The sequence below is a fragment of the Streptomyces sp. NBC_00876 genome, from assembly GCF_045207435.1.
Lineage (GTDB): Bacteria > Actinomycetota > Actinomycetes > Streptomycetales > Streptomycetaceae > Streptomyces.
The window spans coordinates 6,663,663-6,690,059 of sequence record NZ_CP108800.1 but is presented as its reverse complement, the minus strand read 5'-3'; the positions used below and the strand labels follow the sequence as shown (position 1 = coordinate 6,690,059).

General features: G+C 71.8%; 20 protein-coding genes. 10 read left to right on the top strand and 10 right to left on the bottom strand.

Annotation, left to right across the window (positions count from 1 at the left end; translation table 11 throughout):
* Positions 1-12: 12 nt before the first annotated feature.
* A complete protein-coding gene (locus OG782_RS29345; protein ID WP_406456010.1) occupies positions 13-1,476 on the bottom strand; it encodes an FAD-dependent monooxygenase in 1,464 nt (487 codons plus the stop codon).
* A 326-nt stretch (positions 1,477-1,802) separates the two neighbouring features.
* Here OG782_RS29345 and OG782_RS29340 point away from each other — a divergent pair, with 326 nt between their 5' ends.
* From OG782_RS29340 to OG782_RS29315, 6 genes are all read left to right on the top strand, one after another.
* Positions 1,803-2,519: a response regulator transcription factor gene (locus OG782_RS29340; protein WP_406456008.1), complete on the top strand. Its 717-nt coding sequence runs from the start codon at positions 1,803-1,805 to the stop codon at positions 2,517-2,519.
* Positions 2,491-2,592: a putative leader peptide gene (locus tag OG782_RS29335; RefSeq protein WP_406456006.1), complete on the top strand. Its 102-nt coding sequence runs from the start codon at positions 2,491-2,493 to the stop codon at positions 2,590-2,592. Before OG782_RS29340 ends, OG782_RS29335 begins: the two co-directional genes overlap by 29 nt.
* Before the next feature lie 205 nt (positions 2,593-2,797).
* Positions 2,798-4,429: an ABC transporter substrate-binding protein gene (locus tag OG782_RS29330; RefSeq protein ID WP_406456004.1), complete on the top strand. Its 1,632-nt coding sequence runs from the start codon at positions 2,798-2,800 to the stop codon at positions 4,427-4,429.
* Positions 4,430-4,431: 2 nt separating this feature from the next.
* Positions 4,432-5,388, top strand: a complete 957-nt coding sequence (locus OG782_RS29325) for an ABC transporter permease (protein ID WP_406459336.1) — start codon at positions 4,432-4,434, stop codon at positions 5,386-5,388.
* Positions 5,385-6,266: an ABC transporter permease gene (locus OG782_RS29320; protein WP_406456002.1), complete on the top strand. Its 882-nt coding sequence runs from the start codon at positions 5,385-5,387 to the stop codon at positions 6,264-6,266. Before OG782_RS29325 ends, OG782_RS29320 begins: the two co-directional genes overlap by 4 nt.
* A complete protein-coding gene (locus OG782_RS29315; protein ID WP_406456000.1) occupies positions 6,263-7,960 on the top strand; it encodes a dipeptide ABC transporter ATP-binding protein in 1,698 nt (565 codons plus the stop codon). The genes OG782_RS29320 and OG782_RS29315 overlap by 4 nt, the downstream gene beginning before the upstream one ends.
* On the opposite strand, the gene OG782_RS29310 is transcribed toward OG782_RS29315, so the two are convergent.
* Genes OG782_RS29310 through OG782_RS29300 form a run of 3 tightly spaced genes read right to left on the bottom strand, consistent with a single transcriptional unit; the run spans position 7,957 to position 10,837 of the window.
* Positions 7,957-8,643: a 4'-phosphopantetheinyl transferase family protein gene (locus OG782_RS29310; RefSeq protein WP_406455998.1), complete on the bottom strand. Its 687-nt coding sequence runs from the start codon at positions 8,641-8,643 to the stop codon at positions 7,957-7,959. The genes OG782_RS29315 and OG782_RS29310 overlap by 4 nt on opposite strands.
* The gene (locus tag OG782_RS29305) at positions 8,640-9,920 is read right to left on the bottom strand and encodes an MFS transporter (RefSeq protein ID WP_406455997.1); all 1,281 of its coding nucleotides are present in this window, start codon (positions 9,918-9,920) and stop codon (positions 8,640-8,642) included. Before OG782_RS29305 ends, OG782_RS29310 begins: the two co-directional genes overlap by 4 nt.
* Positions 9,917-10,837 (bottom strand): alpha/beta hydrolase, encoded by a 921-nt coding sequence (locus OG782_RS29300; RefSeq protein WP_406455995.1) that lies wholly within the window; start codon positions 10,835-10,837, stop codon positions 9,917-9,919. The genes OG782_RS29305 and OG782_RS29300 overlap by 4 nt, the downstream gene beginning before the upstream one ends.
* 590 nt (positions 10,838-11,427) lie before the next feature.
* Between OG782_RS29300 and modA the strand changes: the two genes are divergently transcribed.
* Together modA and OG782_RS29290 are read left to right on the top strand one after the other, a co-directional pair.
* Positions 11,428-12,240 (top strand): molybdate ABC transporter substrate-binding protein, encoded by an 813-nt coding sequence (gene modA, locus OG782_RS29295; RefSeq protein WP_406455993.1) that lies wholly within the window; start codon positions 11,428-11,430, stop codon positions 12,238-12,240.
* A 71-nt stretch (positions 12,241-12,311) separates the two neighbouring features.
* Entirely contained in the window at positions 12,312-14,267 is a 1,956-nt protein-coding gene (locus OG782_RS29290; RefSeq protein ID WP_406455991.1) for an ABC transporter permease, read from the top strand.
* Positions 14,268-14,286: 19 nt separating this feature from the next.
* Here the strand turns inward: OG782_RS29290 and OG782_RS29285 are convergent, their stop codons facing one another.
* From OG782_RS29285 to OG782_RS29260, 6 genes are all read right to left on the bottom strand, one after another.
* A complete protein-coding gene (locus OG782_RS29285) occupies positions 14,287-18,354 on the bottom strand; it encodes a molybdopterin-dependent oxidoreductase (RefSeq protein WP_406459334.1) in 4,068 nt (1,355 codons plus the stop codon).
* A gap of 232 nt (positions 18,355-18,586) precedes the next feature.
* Complete coding sequence (locus tag OG782_RS29280) at positions 18,587-19,150, bottom strand: dihydrofolate reductase family protein (RefSeq protein WP_406455989.1); 564 nt, start codon at positions 19,148-19,150, stop codon at positions 18,587-18,589.
* 122 nt (positions 19,151-19,272) lie between these two features.
* Complete coding sequence (locus OG782_RS29275) at positions 19,273-20,520, bottom strand: Gfo/Idh/MocA family protein (RefSeq protein WP_406455987.1); 1,248 nt, start codon at positions 20,518-20,520, stop codon at positions 19,273-19,275.
* Between the two features lie 12 nt (positions 20,521-20,532).
* A complete protein-coding gene (locus tag OG782_RS29270) occupies positions 20,533-21,339 on the bottom strand; it encodes a carbohydrate ABC transporter permease (RefSeq protein WP_406455985.1) in 807 nt (268 codons plus the stop codon).
* A gap of 32 nt (positions 21,340-21,371) precedes the next feature.
* A complete protein-coding gene (locus OG782_RS29265) occupies positions 21,372-22,307 on the bottom strand; it encodes a carbohydrate ABC transporter permease (RefSeq protein ID WP_406455983.1) in 936 nt (311 codons plus the stop codon).
* On the bottom strand, positions 22,300-23,604 hold the full coding sequence (locus tag OG782_RS29260) for an ABC transporter substrate-binding protein (RefSeq protein ID WP_406455981.1): 1,305 nt from the start codon (positions 23,602-23,604) through the stop codon (positions 22,300-22,302). The genes OG782_RS29265 and OG782_RS29260 overlap by 8 nt, the downstream gene beginning before the upstream one ends.
* Positions 23,605-23,794: 190 nt before the next feature.
* Here OG782_RS29260 and OG782_RS29255 point away from each other — a divergent pair, with 190 nt between their 5' ends.
* Together OG782_RS29255 and OG782_RS29250 are read left to right on the top strand one after the other, a co-directional pair.
* Positions 23,795-24,937, top strand: coding sequence for an ROK family protein (locus tag OG782_RS29255; protein ID WP_406455979.1), 1,143 nt, complete (start codon positions 23,795-23,797; stop codon positions 24,935-24,937).
* A gap of 138 nt (positions 24,938-25,075) precedes the next feature.
* A complete protein-coding gene (locus OG782_RS29250; RefSeq protein ID WP_406455977.1) occupies positions 25,076-26,362 on the top strand; it encodes a family 16 glycosylhydrolase in 1,287 nt (428 codons plus the stop codon).
* Positions 26,363-26,397 lie beyond the last annotated feature (35 nt).

Here is a 26,397-nt window from a genome sequence, read left to right as displayed (position 1 = left end):
AGCGGTGGGGGTTCAGGCGGGTCCGAACCAGCGGTCCAGCGCGGTGGGCAGATCGTGGTGACTGCCGGGCGCGGCCCAGGCGACATAGCCGTCGGGGCGCAGCAGGACCGCGGTGGTGCGGGTGAGGTCCTCGGGTACGGGGCCGTGCGGGACGCCGGTGACCAGGTCGATCCGGTCCCGCCAGCGGGCGGCCCGGCGGCGCAGCCAGGGGTTGTCCGTGAGATCGAGCAGCACTCCGCGGCCGGGGCGCAGCAGGGCGGTGGAGCTGGTGCGGGCGGCGCCGACGGTCAGCTCCAGACGGGGCAGCCGGGCGCCGAGCAGCGGATGGGTGCCCGCTGCGGTGTCGTACCTGATGTCGACCCCGCTGACCTTGGCGGCGAGGTGGCGGGCCACTTCTTCGTACGGGAGGAGTTCGGACAGGACGTCCCGCAGCGGCTGCACCTCGTCACCGCCGAGGATGAGCAGGCTCTGGGCGCGGGTGTTGGCCAGCAACTGCCGTCCCACCTGGTGGCGTTCGGAGTGGTAGGTGTCGAGCAGGGTGGCGGGCGCCGTGCCGTGCAGGACGGCGGCGAGCTTCCAGCCGAGGTTGAACGAGTCCTGGATGGAGGTGTTCATGCCCTGTCCGCCGGCCGGCAGATGGATGTGGGCGGCGTCGCCTGCGAGCAGGACGCGGCCCCGGCGGTATTCGGAGGCCTGCCGGGTGGCGTCGGTGAAGGCCGATACCCATACCGCCTCGGCGCCCGAGATGTCGTTGCCGGTGAGGCGTTTCCATACGTCGGCGACCTCGCCGAAGGCGGGCGGCCCGGTGCGCCGGCCCGGCAGGGCGCCGCGTTCGCCGACGATGACGCGGTGCAGCCCGCCGCCGAGCGGGGCGGCCATGACCATCCCGCCCGCGAGGCTCTGCCCGGTCATCCGGGGGTCCACGTCCACGCCCCTGATGTCGGCCAGGAGCAGTTCCGTGGTGGCCTCGGTGCCGGGGAAGTCGAAGCCGGCGGCCTTGCGGACGGCGCTGCGTCCGCCGTCCGTTCCGACGAGGTAGCGGGCGGTGAGCGCGGTTTCCCGGTCGCCGTCCCTGATGCGCGCGGTGACGCTCTCGCCCGTGTCCTGGAGCGACAGGAACTCCTGTCCGCGCCGGATGTCGGCGCCCAGTTCACGCGCCCAGCCCTCCAGGACCGTCTCCGTGACGGACTGCGGCACGCCCCGGGCGGCCGGGTGGGCTCCGCCGAGGACGGCCAGGTCGAGCGGCAGGCCGCCGAAGTGGCCCTGCGTGCTGGTCTCCAGCTCCCCGAAGCGCGCCAACAGGCCACGCTGGTCGAGGCTTTCCGTCGTACGAATGGTGAAACCCAGTCCGCGCGATTCCCCGGTGCGCCGGGAAAGACGTTCGACGACGATGACGTCGATTCCGGCCAGACGTAATTCACCGGCGAGTACGAGCCCGGCAGGTCCCGCTCCGACGATGATGACCGACGCATCCATGGAGTCTCCCGACTGACGGTCCGTTCGATTCCTGCTTACGTGAAACATCCTCGGCCGCCGCGCTTTTCGTTTTCAAGGCAGAAAGTCAAGGTCCTGCGCAAGGAGCTGTCAGGCGATCGTCAAGTCGGCCGGACGGATCTCTGACGTTCGCGGAGCGGAACGGCTTCTGTGCCACGTCCGACTGCGCGGTGACTGACAAGGGAATGTCAGGGGAAGTACAAATCCCTACGCAGGAAGGCGCAGGGCACCCCATTCGGACACCCCTTGTGACCCCGCTCACAGTCAGGCGCGCGGCCGCGTGTCTAGCCTGGGGTCCATCACTTCGGGTGCCGCGCCTGCGCCTTGGAACGGGGGAATTGATGCGCGTCCTGGTCGTTGATTCCGACAGGTCGAACGGAAACAGATTGAGCACCCAGCTGAAGCGTCATGGATATGACGTGGAGATCTGTGCGACGGGCACCGAAGCCTTGGAAATGCACGAGAAATTCGATCTCTTTCTCATTGATCTCCTCCTGCCGGACATCGACGGCCTCGAGGTCTGCCGGACCGTCCGGGCGAAGAGTGATATTCCCGTCATCGCGTTCACGGATGCCGGAATGAAACTCGACCGGATTCTGTGCTTGCAGGCGGGCTGCGACGACTGTATGGCGAAGCCGTACGGATTCCGGGAACTGCTCGCCCGCATCGACGCGGTGCTCCGCCGCTCCCGACCGGAGCCGGCCCGCGTCGCGCGGGCGGCGGCGATCGCGCACGGATCGCTGTGCATCGACCCGGAGACGCGGGAGGTGCGGCTCAACGGCCGGCTGATCAGTCTCACCCTCAAGGAGTTCGACCTGCTGCACCGGCTCGCGTCGGAGCCGCAGACCGTGCACTCCCGGGCGTCGTTGATGGCCGGTGTGTGGGGGTTCCCGGGGCGTCATATCCCGGGAACCCGGGCGAGCCGGACGATCGACACGCATGTGAGCGCGGTCCGCGCCAAGCTCGGCTCGCCCGACTGGATCATCACCGTCCGCGGTGTCGGCTTCAGGATGGGCCGTGTCTGAGCCCGTACCGCTGACGACCCGGCGCCACATCGATCTGAAGCGCATCGCCGGCGCCCTCTGTCCGGGTCACTGACGACCCCGCCCTCCGTTTCCCACGGGCAGCCGTGTGTCACAGCCATGCCCGCGGCGACCCCGCACACAGCCGGTGCCCCCGGCGGACCGGCGTACAGGCCTGTCCGCCGGGCGCCGGTCCGCCCTGCCCCGCCGTCCCGCCGCCTGCGCGGAATCGGCCCGGATCTCCCTCTCTTCCGCTCTCGTTCACCCGGAGTCGTTCCCTGATGTCCAGCCGCCCCGCACCCTCGCGCCTCTCCGCGAGATCCCCGTTGGCCGCCCTCGCCGCCTCGCTCGTCCTCTCGCTCACCGCGACCGCCTGCTCCGGAGCATCCGGGTCCTCCGGCGAGGCGCAGTCCACGCCGCAGTCCGGCGGCCACCTCCGGTTCGCGCTGTCCTCGGATCCCGGCTGCCTCGATCCGCACCAGGCCACCACCAGCGACGCGCTGTACGCCGCCCGCACCTATGTCGACTCGCTCACCGACCAGAACCCCAGGACGGGGCAGATCGTGCCCTGGATCGCGCGGACGTGGGAGGTCTCGCCGGACGCCTCGCAGTTCACCTTCAGCCTGCGCGAGGACGTCACCTTCGCCGACGGCACCCCGCTCGACGCCGAGGCGGTCAAGGCCAACCTGGACGCGGTCGCGGCCCTGGGCGCCAAGTCGATGCTGGGCGCCGGATTCCTCCAGGGCTACCGCAGCACCGAGGCGGTCGACAAGTACACGGCCAAGGTCACCTTCAAGGGGCCCAACGCCCAGTTCCTGCAAGCGACATCGACGGCGACGCTCGGGCTCCTCTCCCCCGCGAGCCTGAAACTCCCCGCCGACCGGCGCTGCACCGCCAAGCTGATCGGTTCCGGGCCGTTCACCCTGGACGGCTACACCCCGAACACCTCGGTGGAGCTGACCAGGCGCGACGGCTACACCTGGGGCTCCCCGCTCTGGAAGCGCCGCGGGGCCGCGTATCTGGACAAGCTCACCTTCAAGGTCGTCCCCGAAGCGGGTGTACGCAGCGGGAGTCTGGCCTCCGGACAGATCGACGCCACCGCCGGTGTCGCCCCGCAGGACCAGAGCACCCTCTCCTCCCAGCGGCTCGCCGTGCTCGACCGGCCCAACCCGGGCGTTCCCGTCGCGCTCAGCGCCAACACCGCACGGCCGCTGACGAAGGACCCGGCCGTACGCCGGGCGCTCCAGACCGCCGTGGACCGCGACGAGGTCGTGCAGACCGTGCTGAGCCCCAGCTATCTCCCCGCGACCAGCGCACTGTCCAGCTCCACCGGCGGTTACGCCGACAACTCGAAGCTGCTCGCCTTCGACCCCGCACGGACGAAGAGCACGCTCGACACGGCCGGCTGGCTGCCTGGCCCGGACGGCATCCGGGTCAAGAACGGCAAGAAGCTCAGACTGAAGGTGATCCTGGGCGCCAATTTCGGCCCCAACCAGACCGTGCTGGAACTGATCCAGCAGCAGCTGCGCAAGAGCGGCATCGGCCTCGACCTCAAACTGCTCTCGCTGCCCGACTACCAGCAGGCGCGCGGAGCCGGCGACTACGACCTCGCCTGGGGCAATGGCACCCGCAACGACCCGGACATCCTGCGCACCGCGTTCTCCGGCAAGCTGCTCAACCTGGGCCGCATCACCGACCCGGAGCTGGAGCGCACCCTGGACGCGCAGGCCGCCGCGAGCGACCCGCACAAGCGGGCCGCACTGGTCGCCACCGCCCAGCGACGCGTACTCGAACAGGGCTACCAGATACCGGTGTTCGAGATGGCGAGTGTCTACGGCGTCAGCGAGAAGGTGCACGGCCTGTCACTGGACTCGACGTCCTACCCGCGGTTCCACGACGCGTGGCTGTCCTGACCATGGCCGCCTACACCGTACGGCGCCTCGCGCAGGCCGTGTTCGTCCTCTGGGCCGCCTACACCCTGTCGTTCGCGGTGCTCTACCTGCTGCCCGGCGACCCGGTGACCGTCATGGCGGCGGGCGGCGGCGACAGCACCTCCGTCACCCCGGAACAGCTCGCCTCGCTGCGCACCCGGTACGGACTCGACCGGCCGGTGGCGGAGCAGTACGCGACAGGGCTCGGCCACGCCCTGCGCGGGGACTTCGGCGCCTCCGTGCACAGTGGCGAACCGGTCTCACGGATGATCACGGACGCGTTCCCGGCGACGCTGGAGCTCACCGCGGCCACGCTCGCCCTGGCCCTGCCGCTGGGAGCCGGGGTCGCCCTGTCCGGCACGTACACCCGCCGGCGGTGGCTGCGGCAGTTACTGCTGTCGCTCCCGTCGGCGGGGGTGGCCGCCCCCACCTTCTGGGTCGGTCTCGTGCTCATCCAGCTCGTCTCCTTCCGCTGGGGCCTGCTGCCGGCCTTCGGTGACGAGGGAGCCGCGTCGCTGCTGCTGCCGGCGGTGACCCTGTCGCTGCCGGCGGCGGCGCTGGTCGCCCAGGTCTTCGCGAAGAGCCTGCGCACCGCACTGGCCGAGCCGTACATCGAGACGGCCGCCGCCAAGGGGGCGAGCCGGCTGCGGATCCACTTCGCCCACGCGGCCCGCAACGCCGCCCTCGCACCGCTGACCGTCGCCGGGGTCCTGGTCGGCCATGTGCTGGCGGGGTCCGTGGTGGTGGAGACCGTGTTCTCCCGGGCCGGGATCGGACGGCTGACGGCGACCGCCGTGACCTCGCAGGACATTCCCGTCGTCCAGGGGCTCGTGGTGTTCGGGGCGTGCGCGTTCGTCCTGGCGAACCTGGCCGTGGACCTGCTGCATCCGTTGCTCGACCCGCGGATCGCGACGGCCGGCCCGACGGCGGTGACCCCATGACCGTACTCGGCACCTCCCTGGCCGGCGGGGCTCCGGAGCGGACCGCGCGGCTGCGCCGGGCCGCCCGGTTCTGGCTCGCCCGGCCCGGTCTCGTCCTGTCCGTCCTGTTCATCGCGCTGGTCCTGCTGGCCGCGCTGTACCCAGCGGCGCTGACCGGGGGCGATCCCCTGGCCGGGGTCCCCGCGGACCGGCTCCGGCCACCGGACGGGGAGCACCTCCTGGGCACCGACCAGCTCGGCCGCGATCTGTTCACCCGGCTGGTGCACGGCAGTTCCCTCACCCTGCGGGCGACGGCGCTCGCCGTCCTCGTCGGCCTGGTGGCCGGGTCGCTGACCGGGCTGGTGGCCGGTGCGGCCGGCGGGTGGGCCGACAGTGTGCTGATGCGGCTCACCGATGTGCTGCTGGCCGTGCCCGGACTGCTGCTCTCGCTCGCCCTGGTCACCGCGCTCGGCTTCGGGACGGTGGAGGTCGCCGTCGCCGTGGGGGTGACGAGCGTGGCCATGTTCGCCCGGATCATGCGGGCCGAGGTCCTGCGGGTCGCCCGCACCACGTATGTGGAGGCAGCCCGCGCCAGTGGCACCCGGTGGTACGCGGTGCTGCTGCGGCATGTGCTGCCGAACGCGGCCGGGCCCGTCCTCGTGTACGCGGCGGTGGACTTCGGCGGGGTCGTGCTCCAGGTGTCCTCGCTGTCGTTCCTCGGTTACGGGGCACGCCCGCCGGCCCCCGAGTGGGGGTCGCTGGTCGCCGGTGGCCGTGACTACCTGGCCACCGCCTGGTGGCTGACCACGCTGCCCGGACTCGCCCTGGCGGCGACGGTCCTGGCCGCCAATCGCATCGCCCGCGCCCTCGACGGCGAGGCGAAGGAGAGCGCCCCATGACGACACCCCTGACACCCCCGGCAGAGCAGGGGGCGGCCCGGCCGGCGGACCCGCCCGCACCACCCCGTCCCCTGCTCCGCGTCGAGGACCTGAGGATCTCCTACCGCTCGGGCACCGGCCGGGTGGACGCGGTACGCGGGGTGTCGCTGACCGTCGCACCCGGCGAAGTCGTCGCGCTGGTGGGCGCTTCGGGATCGGGCAAGTCCACGACGGCCCACGCCGTCGTCGGCCTGCTGCCGCCCGGCGCGGCGCTCACGGCGGGCCGCGTCGTCTTCGGCGCGACCGATCTCGCCACGGCCGGCGAGGCCGCGGTGCGCCGCCACCGCGGCCGGGACATCGGCTTCGTCCCGCAGGACCCCATGGTGTCGCTGAACCCGGTCCGCCGCATCGGTCCGCAGGTCGGCGAAGTCCTCCTGATCCACAAGCTGGTGGCCGGCAGGCGCCAGGCGGCGCGGCGCGCCGTCGAGCTGCTGGCCGAGGCGGGCCTGCCGGAACCGGAACTGCGGGCCCGGCAGTACCCGCACGAACTCTCCGGCGGGATGCGGCAACGGGCGCTCATCGCGATCGCCCTCGCCGCCCGGCCGAAGCTGCTGATCGCCGACGAGCCGACCAGCGCACTCGACGTCACCGTGCAGCGTGCCCTCCTGGACCACCTGGACGAACTCGTCGCCCGCACGGGAACGGCGGTCCTGCTCATCACCCACGATCTGGGGGTCGCCGCCGACCGGGCCGGGCGCGTGGCGGTGATGTCGGACGGCGTGATCGTCGAGTCCGGGCCGGTCGGGGAGGTGCTGGGCGACCCCGGACACCCGGTCACCCGCGATCTGCTGCGGTCCGCGCCGAGCCTGGTCGCCGTACGGGAGAGGACCCCGCCGGTCCGGCCGGCGGAGCTGTCCCGGGATCTGGTGGTGGCCCAGGGGCTGGTGAAGGAGTTCCCCCGGCGCGGGCGCGGGGAGTCGCCCTTGCGGGCCGTCGACAACGTGGACCTGCGGATCGGGCGCGGGGAGACCTTCGCCCTGGTCGGGGAGTCGGGGTCGGGCAAGTCGACCACTGCCCGGCTGCTGGTCCGCCTGGCCCGGCCGACGTCCGGCACGATCCGCTTCGACGGCGAGGACATCACCGGGCTGCGCGGGGAGGCGCTGCGCCGGCTGCGGCGCCGTATGCAGATCGTCTATCAGAGCCCCTACGCCTCCCTCGATCCGCGCCTGTCGGTGGGGGACATCATCACGGAACCCCTGCGCGCGCACCGGGTGGGCAGCCGGAGTGAACGCACCCGGGAGGCGGTGGCCCTCCTGGACCGGGTGCGGCTCCCGGCCGGCACGCTACGGCGACGCCCGCACGAGCTGTCGGGCGGTCAGCGCCAGCGGGTGGCGATCGCCCGTGCGCTGGCGCTGCGCCCGGATCTGGTGGTGTGCGACGAGCCGGTGTCGGCGCTCGACGTGTCGGTGCAGGCGCGCATCCTGGAGCTGCTCACCGAGCTCCAGGACGAGTCGGGGCTGAGCTGTCTGTTCATCTCGCACGACCTCGCCGTGGTGCGGGGCATCGCCCATCGCGTCGGGGTGATGCGGGGCGGCCGGCTCGTCGAGTCCGGCCCGGTGGCGCGGGTGTTCGCGGAGCCCGCCCATCCGTACACGCGCGAACTGCTCGCCTCGGTGGCCGGTTCACGCCGTGCCGGTGCGGTGGCCGGAGGCTAAGGGCTGTCCCGGGGTGCGCGGTGCGCGACGGCGGTCGCCGCCGCGTACCCGGGGGGTGCCGGGACGTGGCGGAGGTGCCAGTCGGCCGGCGGCGGCGTCCGCGCGCCCTCCAGGAGGCAGTCGGTGGCCGGACCGCGTGCGAGCCCCGTGCCGAGGCCCTTGAGGTAGGCCTCCTTGCGCGTCCACAGCCGGGTGAAGGCGGCGGTGCGCCCGGCCGGGGAAAGACGCAGCAGTCCCTCGCGCTCCTCCGGATGCAGCCGGGGCAGCATCGCGTCGACGGTTCCGGGCGGCGGCTCGCGCTGCACATCGACGCCGACCGGCGCGGTGGCGACGGCGATCATGATCAGGCCGTGGCTGTGCGAGAGGGAGAAGTGCGGCCCCTGCGGGAATCCGAGCAGCACCGGCCGGCCGCGTGGCCGGCCGTCCGAGCCGCCGGGCCGGTCGCGCCCGAACCGCAGCCGCGCCGGGTCGGTGCCGGTGTACTCGGCCAGGACCGCGCGCAGCGCGAGGTGTGCGGTGACGTAGCGGAGCCGGGCCCGCGGACTGGCGAAGGCGTCGGCACGGGCCCGTTCGCCGTCGTCGAGGCAGCCGTCGTCGAGGGCTCCGGCGGCCGGGGGCGCGGTACGGTCGCCCGGCTCGGGCAGTGTCAGGGTCCGGATCCTGACCTGTGGCGGAGTGTTCACGGCCGCGCGTTCCCGGTCCGCACGTCCTCGGTGGCGGGTCCGCCCGTCCCCGGCCCGTCCCCGGGACCGCTGCGGCCCGCGCGCAGGCAGAGGGCGACGAGGCCCGTACCGAGGGAGGCGAGGCCGCCGACGACGAACGCGCTCCGGGTGCCCCGGGCCTCGGCGAGGTACCCCACCATGAGGGCTCCGAGCGGGGTGGAGCCCTGGAGGATGAGGGTGTAGAGCGCGAGGACCCGGCCCCGGTAGAGGGGGTCGCTGCCCAGCTGGATGCGGTGGTTGACGGCCTGGGCGAAGTAGATGGAGGCGCCGCCGGTGAGGAAGAGCAGGACGAGGGCGGCCGGGTAGGACGGAGCCCATCCGACCATGGCCTCCAGCGCCCCGAAGGCGAGGGCCGATGCGGTGACCAGCCGGGCCGAGGGCCGCGCGGTGCGGGCCGTGGTCAGGAGCGCGGCGACGAGCGAACCCGCGGCGAAGACCGTGGTGAGCAGGCCGAAGGACGAGGCGTCGGCGTGGAACACGGTCCTGGCGAGCAGCGGCAGCGTGAGCTGGAAGTTGAGACCGAACAGGCCGACTCCGGCGATCATGGCGAACGGGATCATGAGGTCGGGGCGCCCGCGCACGTACCGGAGTCCGTCGGTGACACGCGCACGGCCCGCCGTACGGGCTGTGCGGTAGAGCTCGCCGGGGCGGATCCGGCGCAGGGCGACGACGGTCGCCAGATAACTGAGCGCGTTGACCAGCATGACCCAGCCGGTCCCGAGGACGGTGAGGAGCAGGCCGGCAGCGGCGGGGCCGGCGACCCGGGCGACGTTGAAGTAGGCGGCGCTCAGCGCCGAGGCGTTGGGCAGCAGTTCGGGGGGCACCAGCTCGCCGACGAACGCCATCCGGGTGGGGACCTCGACGGCGTTGACCAGTCCGAGGCAGAGCGCGAAGACATGGACGTCCGTGAGATCGGCCGTGCCGGTGAGGACGAACGCCGCCAGGAGGAGGGCGAGCAGGCCCGACAGGAGATTGGTGGCCAGCAGCAGCGCCCGCTTGTCGTACCGGTCGGCCAGCCTTCCGCCGTGGAGCGTGAAGAGCAGCATCGGGGTGAACTGCAGGGCGGTGACGGTGCCGAGGGCCGTCGCCGAGTCCCCGGTCAGTTCCAGGACTAGCCAGTCCTGGGCGACGACCATCATCCAGGTGCCGGCGGCCGAGACCACCTGGCCTGCGGCGAACTGCCGGAAGTTGCGGATCCCGAGGGCCCGGAAGGGGCGGGTCCGGGCGTCGCCGGTCACCGTTCGGCGGATGGCGCGCCCGTATCGAGGCACTCGTCGAGGAAGGCCAGGGCACGCAGGTGGTACGCCCTGGCGGCGCAGCCGAGGCTGATGTTGTGCCCGGCTCCGGAGAGCCGGTCGATGAGGACCCGGGGCGCCGCGGAGAGCTGTGCGGCGAGGTCGGTGAGGTCGGCGTCGCTCTGGCGCCACCAGGCCTCGTGCTCGGCGAAGGTGAAGCGCACCGGCACCCGCACGCGCGGCAGCAGACGGGTGGCCAGTCCCCGCCACTCCTGCGCCGATTCGATCTCCTGCCCGGGCATCGGCGCGACGACTGCCGCGACCTCGCTGAAGGTGCCGTCCGGGTAGAGCCGCAGGGGACCCCAGTTGAGCCGGCGCAGGCCGGTGCGCGCGCCGCGGCCCAGGAGCGCCGCGGATACGGCCGGCCGGTGTCCGCAGCCGGAGATGTCAAGGCCGAGGAAGGTGTCGGGCGGGGCGTCGGCGGCGAGGGCGAGGGCGAGCTTCCCGCCGAAGGAGTGGGCGAGCAGGAACAGCGGACCGGACACATGGCGGGCCTGCGCGTCGGCGAGCGCCGCGCGCACCGTCGCCGCCTGCTCGAGGAGCCGCTGCCCGGTGGGCAGGTACGGGGCCGAGGCACCGTATCCGGGCCGGTCGAGCGCGAGCACGGCGTAGCCGAGGCGGGCGCCGAGCGTCAGCAGGGAGACGTCCGGATGCGCCTGCCCGTCGAAGTACCCGGCGCTCATTCCGCCGCCGTGCAGGGCGACGACGGTCGCCCGCGGCGCACGTCCGCCGGCGGGTTCGCTCAGCAGCGCGGACAGGGGCGTCCCGGCCGCGTCGAGGGTGATCCTGCGGACCCCCGGTGACAGGCCGCCGGGGGCGGGGGCCCGGTGCGAAGGGTGTGCCGTACTCGTCAGCATCATGCGTCCCCGTTCTCGTCCGCTCGCCGCGGACGCTGTCCCTCCAGCATCGGGTGCGGCCGCGGAACGGGACAAGGCGTCCCGGTTCAGGGCTCCTTCAGAACTCCGTCTCCGCGCCGTCGGGGAACGGACAGGCTGCGGTCAGGAAGCAGTCAGGGATTGGCCGCCGCAGGGGTACGCGGGTGCGGGCCGGGAGAATCGCGGTCTGTACGGGCGGGTCGGGGGGGCTTCGCCCGGACGGGTGATTCGGACGTTCCTCCATGCCTCAGCGCATCTGCCATGTGGTATCGCATAGAACGTTGTAAATGCGATCTAAGAACGCATACTCTGTGGCACATGCAGTCCTACACAATCGAGCAGGCCGCTCGGCTGCGGCCGACGGGCCGGGACTCGAGGCCGGGATGCGGGCCACCGCCCGCGTGAAGCCGGCCGGCGTGCACATCCACCGCACCCGGCGCATCGCTCCACCAGCGGCGTCGCCCTCCCCCTGAACGCCCGGACCGACTCGAGCGGGGGAGGCCCCACTCGGCGCGGCACACCACCATCCGCTCGGGCGGCACCAGCCGACCGCGTTCCCAAGGAGTCCCACCCTCATGTCCTTCACCCTCACCGGACGGCGCGCCGCGGCCGCCGTCGTCGTCGCGGGCCTGCTCGTCCCTCTCACCGCGTGCGGCAGTGACGACGACACGAAGGACTCGGCCACCGGGTCGAGCGCCCCGGCGTCCGCGACCGGCGCACCGAAGGCCGACCTGACGGTGCTCGCCGCCGCCTCGCTCACCGATGTCTTCAAGACGGCCGGCGCGGCCTACGAGAAGGAGAACCCCGGCACGAAAGTGACGTTCTCCTTCGCCGGTTCCCAGCAGCTGGCCGCCCAGGTCAAGCAGGGCTCCCCCGCCGACGCCCTGGTCACCGCGGACACCAAGACGATGGACGGCCTGAAGTCCGACACCGGCTCGCCCACGGTCATCGCCAAGAACCGCCTCGTCATCGCCACCGGCAAGGGCAACCCGGAGAAGATCGACGACCTCAAGGACCTCGCCGACACCGGGCTCAAGGTCGTCCTCGCCGCACCCGAGGTGCCGGTGGGCCGCTACAGCAAGCAGATCCTGGACGCCCAGAAGATCGACGTGAAGCCGGTCTCCCAGGAGCTCGACGTCCGCTCCGTCCTCAGCAAGGTCGAGCTCGGCGAGGCCGACGCCGGTCTCGTCTACAAGACGGACGTGGCCACCGCCACCGACAAGGTCGACGCCGTCGACATCCCGGACGCGCAGAACGCCGTCGCCTCGTACCCGGCGGCGACGCTGAAGACCTCCGAGCACAGCGCCGCCGCGGCCGCGTTCGTGAAGTGGCTTTCGAGCCCCGAGGCGCAGAAGATCCTCGCGAATGCGGGCTTCCAGCAGCCGTAACGTAGGGCTGTCCCGTATGCCCGGCCCGGCCCCGGGCCGGGCACACCGGTCCTCCAGCCCCAGGAAATTCGATGAACCGCCTCCGCAGCCGCTCCACGAGTCCGCGCGCACCCCTCGCGCTGGCGATCCCCGCACTCCTGGCGATCGCCTTCCTGCTGCTGCCCCTGATCGGGATCCTCGCCCGCACCTCCTGGGGTGAACTGGGCGCGCACCTCACCAGCCCCGGGACCACCGAAGCGCTCACCCTGTCGCTGGTCGTCTCCGGCTGGGCGCTGGGCCTCTCCCTGGTCCTCGGGGTCCCGCTCGCCTGGCTGCTGGCCCGCGTCGACTTCCCCGGCAAGGCGTTCGTCCGCTCGCTGGTCCTGCTGCCGATGGTGCTGCCGCCCACCGTCGGCGGAGTCGCCCTCCTCCTCGCGTTCGGACGCCGCGGGCTGCTCGGACCGTGGCTGGAGGGCACGTTCGGCATCACCCTGCCCTTCCACACCTCCGGTGCCGTCCTCGCCGCGACCTTCGTCGCCATGCCGTTCCTCATCATCAGCCTCGAGGGAGCGCTCGGCGGACTGCGCCCTCGTTACGAGGAGACCGCGGCCTCCCTGGGGGCCTCGCCGGTCCGGGTGTTCTTCACCGTCACCCTGCCGATGGTCGCCCCCGGTCTGGCCGCGGGCGCCGCACTCACCTGGGCGCGCGCACTCGGCGAGTTCGGCGCGACCATCACCTTCGCCGGAAACCTCCCCGGCACCACGCAGACCCTGCCCCTCCAGGTCTATCTGCTGCTCCAGGACAGCCCGGAGGCCGCCACGTCGGTCTCGCTGCTGCTGCTCGTCATCGCCATGGCCGTGCTGCTGGGCCTGCGCGGCCGCTGGACCGGCACGCCCCGCACCGGCGCGGCGCAGGCGCACGTACCGGCGGAGGAACCCGCGCCCGCACCCATACCCCCGCCGGGGAAGGACGTGCCCGGGAAGGACGTGCCCGGCGCCGACGGGGCCCGGGAGAGCTGGCCGTTGCACGCCGAGGTCACTGGATTCAACACCCTCACCCTCGAGGCTGACGCCGGAACCACGATCGCCGTCGTCGGCCCCAACGGCGCCGGCAAGACCACCCTTCTGCGGGCCCTGCTCGGCCTCACCCCGCGCGCCCACGCCGGACTCCGGCTCGGCGACGCCGACGTCACGGCGCTGCCCCCGCACCGCCGGGGTGTGGCCTGGGTCCCGCAGGACGGGGCGCTCTTCCCCCACATGAACGCGCTGGCCAACACCGCGTACGGGCTGCGCGCCCGCGGGGTGCCGCGTGCCGAGGCCCGGCGCAGCGCCCAGGAGTGGCTGGACCGGCTCGGCGTCGGCCATCTCGCCGGGCGCAGACCGGCACAGGTCTCGGGCGGTCAGGCCCAGCGGGTGGCGCTCGCCCGCGCGCTGGCCGCCCGCCCCCGGCTCCTGCTGCTCGACGAGCCGCTCGCCGCCCTCGACCAGACGACCCGCGCCCAGGTGCGGCACACGCTGCGCCGCCATCTGGACGGCTTCGGCGGGGTGTGCCTGATCGTCACCCACGACCCCGTCGAGGCGATCGCACTGGCCGACCGGGTCCTCGTCCTCGAGGACGGCCGGGCCCTCCAGGACGCCCCGCCCGCCGATGTCACCCGCCACCCGCGCTCCCCCTGGGTGGCCAGGATGCTGGGCCGCAACGCCTGGCCCGGCACCGCCACCGCCGACGGCCTGCGGCTGAGGGACGGGGGCCACCTCGTCGTCGCCGAGCCCCTGCCGGCCGGCACGCCCGCGCTCGCGGTCATCGTCCCGGAAGCCGTCTCCGTTCACCGGGACCGGCCCACCGGCAGCCCCCGTAACGTCTGGCCGGGAACCGTGCGGGAGATCACCGCCAGCGGGAGCCGGCTCCGGGTCCTGGTCGTCTCGGAGCAGGCACCCGACCTCGTCGCGGAGATCACCCCGCAGTCCGCCGCCGCGCTCTCCCTCGCGGACGGCGTACGGGTGTGGACCAGTGTGAAGGCCACCGAGGCCACGGTGGTGGCGCTGTGATCCGTGCGGTGCGTCCCGGTCAGTAGACGTCGCGTACGTACCGCTTGTCGGCGGCGAGCTGCTTGACGTACAGCGCCGCCGCGTCGGGGGCGAGACCTCCATGGGCGACCGCGATGTCGCGCAGCGCCTGCTCGACGTCCTTCGCCATCCGTGCGGCGTCGCCGCAGACGTAGAAGTGGGCGCCGTCCTGGAGCCAGGACCACAGCTTGGCCCCGTGTTCGCGCATCCGGTCCTGCACATAGACCTTGGCGCGCTGGTCGCGCGAGAAGGCGGTGTCCAGGCGGGTGAGGGTGCCGTCGGCGAGGAAGGCGGTCAGCTCGTCCTCGTAGTAGAAGTCGGTGGCGCGGTGCTGTTCGCCGAAGAAGAGCCAGTTGGGGCCGGGGTGGCGGTGCGCGCGGCGTTCCTCCAGGAAGCCGATGAACGGTGCCACGCCGGTACCCGGGCCGACCATGACCATCGGGGTGCCGGGCCGGGCCGGCGGACGGAAGTGCGGGGCACGCTGCACGAAGACCGGGACCGGGGCGCCGGGGGCGGCGTCGGCGAGGAAGGGCGAGCACACCCCGGCGCGGGGGCGGCCCCGCAGGTTCTCGTACCGGACGACGGAGACGGTCAGGGACACCTGGTGGGGGTCGGTGAGCGGGCTGGACGATATCGAGTACAGGCGCGGCTGCAACCGTTTGAGGACACCGGCCCACTCCTCGGGGGTGGCGCGGACGGGGTACTCGGCGAGGACGTCGACGGCCTGCCGGCCCCAGGACCAGCGGGCGAGCTCGCCCTTGTTGTCGGGGCGCAGCATCTTCTTCAGGGCCCGGTCGCCGGTGCGTTCGGTGACGAAGCCCAGCAGGGCGGGGGTGAGCCGGGTGATGTCCAGGTGTCCGCGCAGGGCGTCGGCCAGCGCGATCCCGCCGAGGCCGGCGACATCGACCCGGGCGGTGGGGTCGAGCCCGGTGACGGCCAGCCATTCGGCCACCAGATCGGCGCTGTTGACGGGATGTACGCCGAGGGCGTCGCCGGCCTCGTAGCCGAGGGGAGCGCCCAGGTCCCGGGTGTCGAAGGTGAACCGGCGGACCTCCTTGCCCGCGCCGGGAAGGCTGAGGAGCCGGTTGCCGGCCAGCCTGGCCGTGGCGGGTGCCGGCCGGGAGCTGCGGACAGGTGCGGGGGCAGGGGTGGCCGGAGCCGCGGCGGTCACCGGCGGGGCTGCCGACGGCGGTGCCGTGAGGCCGGCGAGAACCTCGTCCAGCCAGGCGAGGGCGGAGGGCTCGTAGTCGGGTTCGCAGTCGGTACGCGGAGCCAGCCGTACGCCCCCGAGCTCGTCCAGCCGTTGGTCCAGACGCCGGCCGTGCCCGCAGAAGTCGTCGTACGAGGAGTCCCCGAAGGCCAGCACCGCGTACCGCCTGCCGTCCAGGGACGGGAGGTCGGCGGCGGTCAGCGCGTCCCAGAACCCGGACCCGTTGTCGGGCGCGTCACCGTCCCCGAAGGTGCTGGTGATCAGCAGGAGGTCGGCCGCCGGCGGGAGGGCGCGCGGGTCCGCCCGGTCCATGCCGATGAGCTGTGCCCGGTGCCCGGTCTCGGTGAGCCGGCCGGCGGCGGCCGTGGCGAAGTCCTCGGCGTTGCCGGTCTGCGAGGCCCACAGCACGACCACGTCCCGGCCCGGGGATGCGGCCTGCGCCACCGGTTCCGCCACGGTCTGCGGGGCGCGCGAGTACATACCGGCGAGGACGCCGTTGACCCATCGCGCGTGCTCCGCGCCGAACGGCGCACCGGCGGGCAGCACGGGGACACCCGGTGTGCCCGACTCGAGTCCGGCGAGGAATCCGACCAGGTACTGGCGTTCGTGCTCGGCGAGCACGGGCGGCGGTGCGGATTCCAGCCCGAAGACCCCGGCGGCGGTTGCGCCGGGCGCGGTGGGCATGGCCGGCACAGGGGCGGCCGGTTCGACCGCGGGCAGGCGAAGGCCGGGCGGTTCGACGGCCGGCGCGGCGGCCTTGGCCGGGGAGAGCGTGAAGGCGGTGGCCGACTTCGTCAGCGTGACCGCGCACATCTTGAACCCGGGCTGGAAGGAGACCGGGTCCACGGCGTCGCTGGTCACGGCGTTGACGCTCAGATACTCGCCGAACAGGTCGTTCCAGTGGAACGGCGCGAAGCAGCAGCCCGGACGTACCCGGTCCGTCACGACGGCGGGCAGCACGGCCCGGCCGCGCCGGGATGCGACCTCGACCGAGTCGCCCTCCGCGATGCCGAGCCGGCCCGCGTCCTCGTGGTGCAGTTCGATGAACGGCGCCGGGTCGAGCCGGTTGAGCTTGGCGACCTTCCCGGTCTTGGTGAGGGTGTGCCACTGGTGCTGCAAACGGCCGGTGTTGAGGACGAAGGGGTAGTCGTCGTCCGGCATCTCCGCAGCCGGAACGTGCGGGCGTGCGAAGAAGACGGCCCGTCCGCCCGCTGTCGGAAACACCGGACCGCCGTCCTCGGCCAGGTAGCGGACCGGATTGCGATCGGGCCCGTCGGCCGTCGGTGCGGGCCACTGGACGGGCCCGGTGCGCAGCCGCTCGTACGTCACGCCCCGCAGGTCGTAGCCGGTCCCGGGGTTCGCGGCGCCCTTGATCTCCTCGAAGACCTCCTCGGCGCTGCCGTAGGTGAAGGCGTGGGCGTAGCCCATCTCGCAGGCGATCCGCGCGATGATGCGCCAGTCCGCGAGCGCCTCACCGGGCGGGTCCACGGCCTGCCGGGCGAGGGTGAGGCTGCGCTCGCTGTTGATCAGTACGCCCTCGCTCTCGCTCCACAGGGCGCCGGGCAGCACGACATCGGCGTAGGCATTGGTCTCGGTGTCGGCGAACACGTCCTGGGTGATGACGAGTTCGGCGGTCTCCAGGGCCTCGATCACGGTCCTGCGGTTGGCGACGGAGGCCACGGGGTTGGTGCAGATGATCCAGCAGGCCTTGATGTCGCCGTCCGCCATCCGCCGGAACATGTCGATGGTGCCCTTGCCGGACCCGTCCTTGCGTATGGTGCCGGGCTCCAGGCCCCAGAGTTCCTCGGTGAACGCGCGGTCCTCGTCCACCAGCACGGACCGCTGGCCGGGCAGGCCCGGACCCATGTACCCCATTTCGCGCCCGCCCATGGCGTTGGGCTGGCCCGTGAGCGAGAAGGGGCCGCTGCCCGGACGGCAGATTGCGCCGGTGGCCAGATGCAGATTGATCAGCGCGTTGGTGTTCCAGGTTCCGTGCGTGGACTGGTTGAGCCCCATGGTCCAGCAGCTCATCCACTCGCCCGCTTCGCCGATCCACCGCGCCGCCCGCCGGATGTCCTCCTCGGGGATGCCCGTGATCCCCGCGACGACGTCGGGCGGGTAGTCCGCGAGGAACTCCGGCATCGCCTCCCAGCCCTCGGTGCGCTCCGCGATGAACGCGGCGTCCGTGTGCCCGTCGGCGTGCAGGAGGTACAGCAGTCCGTTGAGCAGGGCCAGATCGGTTCCGGGGGCGATCTGGAGGAAGAGCCCGGCCTTGTCTGCGGTGGCGGTGCGCCGGGGGTCGACGACGATCAGCCGGGCACCGGCCTTGACCCGCTCCATCATCCGCAGGAAGAGGACGGGGTGGCAGTCGGCCATATTGGAGCCGATGACGAGGAAGACGTCCGCCTTCTCGAAGTCCTGGTACGAACCGGGCGGGCCGTCGGCCCCGAGCGAGAGCTTGTAGCCGCTGCCCGCGCTGGCCATGCACAGACGCGAGTTGGACTCGATCCGGTTGGTCCGCACGAAGCCCTTGGCCAGCTTGTTTGCCAAGTACTGCGCCTCCAGGCTCATCTGCCCGGACACATAGAACGCGACGGCGTCCGGGCCGTGCTCGTCGATGATGCCCCGCAGCCGTCGCGCCGCGGTGGTGATCGCCTCGTCCATGGTGGCCGGCACGGTCCCGGCCCCGCGCCCGGGCCGGATCAGGGCGGTGGTCAGCCGGCCGGGGGCGGCCAGCATGCCGGCGGTCGTCGCCCCCTTGGTGCACAGCCGTCCCGCGTTGGCGGGGTGGTCCTTGTCCCCCGACGCCCTGAGAACCTTCCGGCGCCCGTCGGGGCCGGCGGCGACGTCGAGGACCATGCCGCAGCCCACTCCGCAGTACGAGCAGACCGTACGTACCTGAGCGACGCCTGCCGACGAGCTCTGTGGGGGCACCGGGGGACCTTCCGTGGATCGGACCGTGCCCCCGACCGTACGAATTGCCCGTTACGCCGATGTGACCCCGGCCGATCTTGGGCGGTAACGCTCACCGCACACGCACCGCCCCGGCGGTGTGAGCGTGCGGTGGGTTCCCGAAGGCCGCGCCGTACTCTCAGCGCCTGGTCGCGTACCTGGTCAGGATCACGCCGCCGGGAAGCGTCCGCGTCTGGACCAGGTTCAGGTTCACCCAGTTGTCCAGCGCGGTGAAGAACGGCGTGCCGCCGCCCACCAGGACCGGCGCGGTGGCCAGTACGTACTCGTCGATCAGCCCGGCCCGCATGGCCGCCCGGGCGAGCGTCGCGCCGCCGATGTCCATCGGGCCGCCGTCCTCGGCCTTGAGCCGGGTGATCTCGGCGACCGCGTCGCCGGTGACCAGGCGGGCGTTCCAGTCGACCTTGTCGGTCGTCGAGGAGAACACCACCTTCGACATGTCCCGCCAGCGGCGTGCGAACTCGGTCTCCGCCGGGGTGGCGTCGGGCCGCTGGTCGCCGGTCGGCCAGTAGGAGCTCATCATCTGCCACAGCTTGCGCCCGTACAGCGACAGGTCGGTCGCCTGCAACTGGTCGGACCAGAACTGGAACAGCTCGTCGCTCGGCACGCTCCAGCCGATGTCGTCGCCTGGCGCGGCGATGTAGCCGTCCAGGGTCACGTTCATGCCGTAGATCAGTTTCCGCATGGCGCCGGCCTTCCGTGAGTCGGTCTCACCTGTACAGACCGGCGCGGCGCGGGAAACTCATCGTTCCCCCGGGAAATGGCGTCGATCCGGGACGGAATCGGCAGGGCCCCGCGCACGCCGGGTCAGGCCAGGTGCACGACCTGGCCGCTGTGGCGTGCGCGTTCCGCCGCCCAGACCACCAGGTGCGAGCGCAGCGCTTCGTCCGGGCCGGTGTTCACCAGTTCCCGGTCGTCGCCCGCGATCGCCGCGATGAAGGCCCGGATCAGCTCGTCGTCCGCGCCGCCGTGGCCGTCCGCCGCCGATGCCCCGCCCTCGGGGTCGAAGTCGAAGACCTCGCGGGTGTCGGTGAGGAAGTCGTGGAGCGTGAGCGTACGGCCGTCGCCGTCGAGCGACCCCTGGGTGCCGAAGACGCGGGTCTTGCGGAAGTCGAGGCCGGTGAAGGCGGTCATGGTGAAGGAGGCGGTGGCGCCGCCCTCGTACTGGAGGTTCACGACCTGGTGGTCCACGACGTCGTTGCGGCCGTTGTAGACGCACTCGCCGTACGGGCCGTCCTCGAGCGCCTTCGTCAGACCGGCGCTCGTCACGTCGTCGGTGAGGACGCCGAGCGGCCACTGCTCGAAGACCGGGTCGCCGAGGAAGCGCTCGTAGATGCGCGGGGCCGAGTAGGTGCAGGTGCGTTCGACGGGGCAGGTGACACAGCGGTCACCGGCGCCTTCCGGCTTGTTCTCCGGGCGGAAGTGGAAGAGGCTGCCGAAGGACGAGACCTGTTCCACCGGCTTGCCCACCACATGGCCGATCCAGTCGATGTCGTGGCACGACTTGGCGAGCAGCATGGACGACGACTCCGCCTCGACGCCCCACTTCCCGCGTACGTAGGAGTGCGCGTGGTGCCACCAGCCGACGGGCTCGAGGTGTTCGACGCTGACGACGTCGCCGATCCGCCCGGAGGCGATGAGCTGCTTGAGCTTGACCGAGTAGGGCGTGTAGCGCAGGACATGGCACACCGCGAGGAGGATGTCGTTGCGGGTGGCGGCCTCGACGATGCGGCGGGCGTCCTCCTCCGTCGGCGCCATCGGCTTCTCCAGCAGCAGCGCGTAGCCCAGATCGGCCAGCGCCACGGCCGGTTCGGCGTGCATGCGGTCGGGCGTGGCGACGATCGCGGCGTCGGCGAGGCGGGGCCGGGAGGCGAGCTCCGCCCAGTTGGTGAAGACCCGGTCGTGCGGCAGTGCGAACTCGTCCGCCAGGGCCTGGCGGCGTACGGGGTCGGGGTCGGCGACCGCCGTGACGACGGCTCCACCTTGGGCGGCGGCGATGCGTGCGTAGGAGGCCCCCCGGGCCCCGGCTCCGACGATCGCAAGGGTGACGGTCACGTACCAAATCCCTTACTTGACGGCACCCTGGAGGATGCCCTTGATGAAGTGACGCTGGAAGAAGAGGTAGATCAGCACGATCGGTGCGATCACGATGAAGGTGCCGGCGGACAGCAGCGGGATGTTCTTGCCGTACTGCTGGACGAACTTGCCGAGGCCCGACGGGGCCGTGCGCATTATCGGGTCCTGGATGAGCACCAGGGCCAGCAGGAACTGGTTCCACGCCCACATGAAGTAGAGGAGGCCGAGCGTGGTGAGCGCGGGGACGGCGGTCGGGAGCAGAACCCGGGTGAGGGTGCGCCAGCTGTTCGCGCCGTCCACGGAGGCGGCCTCCATCAGCTCCTTGGGCAGCGACTCGAAGTGCGTACGCATCCAGAAGACGCCGAAGGGCATGAACAGCCCGACCAGCGGCAGGATCACGGCCCAGTAGGTGTTCAGCAGGCCGACCGTGTCCAGGTCGTAGTAGAGGGGGATCACGATGGCCTCGTACGGCAGGGCCAGTCCGAGCATCAGGAGGGCGAAGAGCGGGCCCTTGGCCTTCAGCTGCATGGTGGCCAGGCCGTAGCCGGCGAGGGTCGCGAGGACGAGGGCGATGGGGACGACGCCGAGCGCGATGATGGCGCTCGACTTCAGCAGCGACCCGAATCCGGCCGTGGTCCACGCGGTGGCGAAGTTGCCCCACTGCGGGTCGGACGGCCAGGACAGCCCCGGTGAGAGGTTGCTCTGCGGCTGGAGCGCCGCGGTGAACAGCGCGAGGAACGGGAACAGGACGGCTGCGGCGGCGACGATGAGTGCCAGCCTGGGCAGTTGCTTGGTCATCGGGGGTACTCCAGTGAGATGCGCGGCATGCCTCAGCGCTCCCGCGACAGCCTGTTGAGGCCGAACATGGCCGCACAGGTGATGAGGGAGAGCACCGTGGCCAGGGCGCATGCGGTGCCGACCCGGCCGGCGGTGAAGACGAGCTGGTAGACCTGGACACCAGGGACCATCGTGGAGTAGCCGGGTCCGCCGCCCGTCATCACGTACACGACGTCGAATCCGGCGAGGGCCGAGATGACGGTGACGTTGCAGGCGACGCCGATCTCCTTGCGCAGGCCCGGGACGGTGATGTGCCAGAACTCGCGCACCCGGCCGCAGCCGTCCAGCCGGGCCGCCTCGTAGAGCGACGGCTCGATCTTGCCGATGCCGGACAGCAGGAGCAGGAAGCACAGTCCGGTGGAGACCCAGGTGCCGATCAGGCCGACGGCCGGGAAGGCGTAGGTGAAGTCGCCCAGCCAGGCGCGGGCCAGGGAGCCCAGGCCGACGGCGCGCAGCATCTGGTTGAGCGGGCCGTCCTCACCGTAGATCCACTTCCAGACGACGCCCACCGCGACGAGCGGCAGGATCTGCGGCAGGAAGATGATGGTGCGGATCACCGGCATGGCCCGCCACGGGACGGCCGAGGTCACGGCGGCCAGGATCAGGCCGAGGATGACCGGGACGACCGTGTAGAAGACGATGAAGCCGAACGCGTGCGTCAGGGCGGCGCGCAGGGCCGGTTCCTCGAACACCGCGGTGTAGTTGGAGAGTCCGGCCCAGGTGGCGGTGCCGATCCCGTTCCAGTTCCAGAACGAGATCCAGAAGCTGTGCAGCCAGGGTGCGATGACGAAGAGTGCGTAGAAGACCAGAGCGGGGGCCACGTACAGCAGCGGCACCAGCCGGCCCTTGCGGCGCGGGGCGGCGAGCGCCCCGCGCCGGGCCTTGGCCGCAGCCACTGACCGCTCGGTACGCACGAGCGTGTCAGCCATGCGTCTTGGACCACTCGTCCTGGATCGCCTTGACGAAGCCGCCGGTGTCCGTGCGGCCCGCGAGGAGTTCCTGGGTGGTGGCGGTGAGCTTGTCGTTCATGGTCGCGGTGGCGTTGTTGTTGAAGCCGACGAGACCGTTGTCGTCGTTGACCCGTCCCCAGGCCGCGACGATGTCCTTCATCACGGTGCCGTCCTGCGGCTTGGCGGCGGTGAGGTCGGCGGGCATGAAGCCGGCCTTGAACTCGGCGGCCGATGCCTCGGGCGAGTGCAGGAAGTCCAGGAAGTAGGCCGCGGTGTCCGCGTTCTTGCTCTTCGAGGAGATGGCGTACGCGACGGAGGTGCCGATCGCGGTGGCCTTCGGCGAGGGGAAGGCGATGAATCCCGCGTCCTTGCCGAGCTTGTCGCCGATCTTCCCGGCGTCCCAGTTGCCGTCGACGAAGTAGACGCCCTGGCCCTTGGTGAACTTGTCGACGGCCGTCTGCAGATCGGTGCCGTTGGCGCCGTCCGGCAGGTAGCCCTTCTTGTTCCAGGCCACGAGCTTGTCGGCGGCGGTGCGGTTGCCCGGGGTGTCGAAGGTGGCGCCCTGCCGGCCGAAGGTCCACTTCGCGGCCTGCTCGGCGCCGTCCGCCGACTGGCCGATGAGCTGGACCGGGAAGGAGGCGTGGCCCTGCTGGTTGCCGAGCTGCAGCGGCAGTTCGCCGGCCTTCTTCGCCTTGGCGAGGGCCGCCTCGAACTCCTCCAGGGTGGCCGGCGGGGTGGTGATGCCGGCCTTGGCCGCCTTCGCCTTGTTGTAGTAGACGCCCACCAGGGAGAACCCGGCGGGGGCCGCGTACAGGCCGCCCGTGCCGAGCGTGCTGCCGTCCTCGGCGACCCGCCACTGGCTGAGCTGCGTGCTCGGGTACGTCTTGTCCCAGTCGTACGCCTTCGCGTAGCGGGACAGGTCGAGGACCAGGCCGTCCTTGACCGTCGTGCCCACCGAGTTGAGGAGTGCGATGTCGGGCGCCTGGTCGGAGGCGAGCGAGAGGTTCAGCGCCTTGTTGTAGTCATCGACGTTGTTGTCCTCGTAGTCGATGGTGATCTGGGGGTACTTCGCCTCGAAGGCCTTGATGATGGTCTTGACCGCCGCTCCCGACTCGGGCGTGGAGACCAGCTTGAGCGTGACCTTCTCGCCGGTCACTCCCTTCTTCACCGGGCCGGACGGCTTCGCCCCCGTCGGCTCCGTCGAAGCGCCGGGTGCGCAGGCGGTCCCGCACAACGCCACCAGGACGGCTCCTGCCAGAACTCTGCTGATCTTCATCGACGCTGCTCTCCTGTGAACACGGGGGGAGGAATCGCTGGTGTGGCAGGATGTCGAGCCGAGGTTGCCAGCCAGCGAGTTTCGAAGGAAACTTTCCTTCGAAAGGATCGGATACGTCACTGCGCCCGTCAAGAGGTAAAGGGCAGGTATGTCGATCCGTGACCCGAAAAGTACGCAGCAAGTGGGGGACATGAAGAACTCGGACGTCCTGCCGGGCGGCGACCAGAGCGCTCTGCGCCATCTCAACACCAGCCGGGTCCTGCAACTGCTGTACGACGGACCGCCGCTGACCACCAACGCCATCGCGCAGGTCACCGCGCTGTCCCGCCCCACGGTGCGCGGCATCGTCACCGCCCTGGTGGCGGACGGCCGCCTCACCCTCGACGGCCAGGACGCGACGCGTACGGGCGGGCGCCCCGCCCAGCGCTACGCCTTCGACTTCGACGCCGGACGCCTCGCCGGCATCCACATCGACTCCCACGGCATCTCCGTACGGATCACCGACCTCGGCGGGAACCTGCTGGCCGACGCCCACCGCCCCACCCCCGCCGCGCTCGACCCAGACGAACGGCTGCGGGAAGCCGCCGGCCTGGTGCGCGAACACCTTCCCGCCGGCGGCTCACCCCTGTGGGCGGCAGGCGTCGGAACGCCGGGGATCGTGGACGCGCGCGGGTCCGTACGGCTGAGCGTGGCCATCCACCAGTGGTCGGGAGTACACCTCGCCGACCGGCTCCACGAGCTGCTGCGCTGCCCGGTCGTGGCGATGAAGGACACCAACCTGGCCGTCCTGGCCGAACACCGCATCGGCGCCGCCCGCGGGACGTCCGACGTGCTGTACGTCCACCTCGACAACCGGCTCGGTGTGGGAATCCTGGTCAACGGCAAGCCGTTCACCGGTCGCACGGGGGCGGCGGGCGAGATCGGCAGGCATCCGAGCCTGGGCTGGGAGGACACCCCGGCCAAGCTCGGCGGCGGCTCCGGCGCCGCCCCGCCCGACCCCGGAGAGGCCGCCCATCTGGTCTTCACCCGCGCCCGGCACGGGGACCCGGCGGCACAGGCCACGGTCGACAGCTACGCCCGCGCGGTGGCGGACGGCATCGGCGCGATGGTCCTCGCGGTCGACCCGCAGCTCATCGTGCTCGGCGGCGCACTGGCCGGGGCGGGGCCCGCCGTCCTGGAAGCGGTGCGGGAGCAGCTCACCGGCATCTGCTACGAGGTCCCGCCCCTGACGCTCAGCGCGCTCAGCGCGGGCGCGGTGGCCGTGGGCGGCGTGGAGGCCGCCCGGGATCTGGTGCGCGGGCGGCTGTTCGCGGCGGAACAGCCGGCCAACTGACGCACGCACGACGGTTGACACCGGGAAGACCTGACGGCACATTACGCAGGAAACTTTCTTTCGAAAGAGCCCCGGCGTTGTCGTCCTGCCTGCGCAGCGGCAGCCGGGCCTGCTGAACTCTGTCCCGAAGGAGCCAAGTTGAGACACCGTCGTCTGCGCACCCCGCTCATAGGAGTGCTGGCTGCCGCCCTCGGCGCGCTGGGCACACTCGCCGGCGCCCCGGCCGCGTCGGCCGCGGACTTCCCCGCAAACCCGACGGCCAAGCCGGGGTACACGCTGGACTTCCAGGAGGAGTTCAGCGGAAGCTCCCTGGACACGGACAAGTGGCTGCCGTACTACCTCCCCCACTGGACGTCGGACCGGGAGAAGGCCAAGGCCCGTTACACCGTCGCGGACGGAGTGCTCACCGAGCGCGTCGACCAGGACACCCCGGCCTGGAACCCCGCCTACGACAGCACGGTGAAGATCTCCAGCATCCAGACGTACAACAAGGACTGGTGGCACCGGTTCAACTACGCGATGCCGAACGACCACCACGAGCCCGACTTCAACGGCTACTCCACGCAGTACGGCTACGTCGAGACCCGCGCCAAGCTCTCCGGCGCCGGCGGCGGTGGACACCAGGCCCTGTGGATGGTCGGCACGAAGGACACGAGCAGCGCGTCGGCCAACGCCGAGATCGACATGATCGAGACGTTCTTCAGCAAGCCCGACACCTGGCGGATCGCCGCGTACGGCTGGGGCGACCCCGCCTTCCTCGGCTCCTGGGTGTCGCACGAGGACCCGGTGCCCAGTGGCGAGCCCACCGAGGAGTACCACGTCTACGGGATGGACTGGACGCCCACTCAGCTCAACTTCTACTACGACAACCAGCTCTACAAGACCATCAACGACGCCCCCAACATGCCCATGGGCATGATCATGGGCATCTACACGGACGCCGGGTCCGGCCAGCACAACGACGTCTGGCCCAAGTCCTGGAGCGTGGACTACCTGCGCGTGTGGAAGAAGGACGGCGGATACGCCGACAGCGGGTACGAGCGGCTGAAGAACCGCGAGACCTCGCAGTACCTGCACATCGAGAACAAGACCGGCAAGGCCGAGTACGGCAGCCCGCCCGCCACCGCCTGGAGCTCCCAGTGGGCGCCGGAGACCACACCGGCCGGCTACACCCGCTTCCGCAACCGGTGGACGGGGGACTACCTCCGCACGTCCACGTCCGACAGCTATGTCCACTACGGCACAGCGGCCGCGGACGCGCCCGGGGCCGACTGGACGCAGGAGTCCGAGGCGGGCTACCTGCGCCTGAGGAACCGGGCGTCCGGCGGCTACGCGCACACCGAGGGCCTGACCGGATACGTCGAGCAGGGTGACGTGCCGGCCGGCTACTGGACGAGCCAGTGGACGCCCGAACCGGCGTCGTGATCCACCGCTGACCCACCACGGCGCGCCCCGGGCCA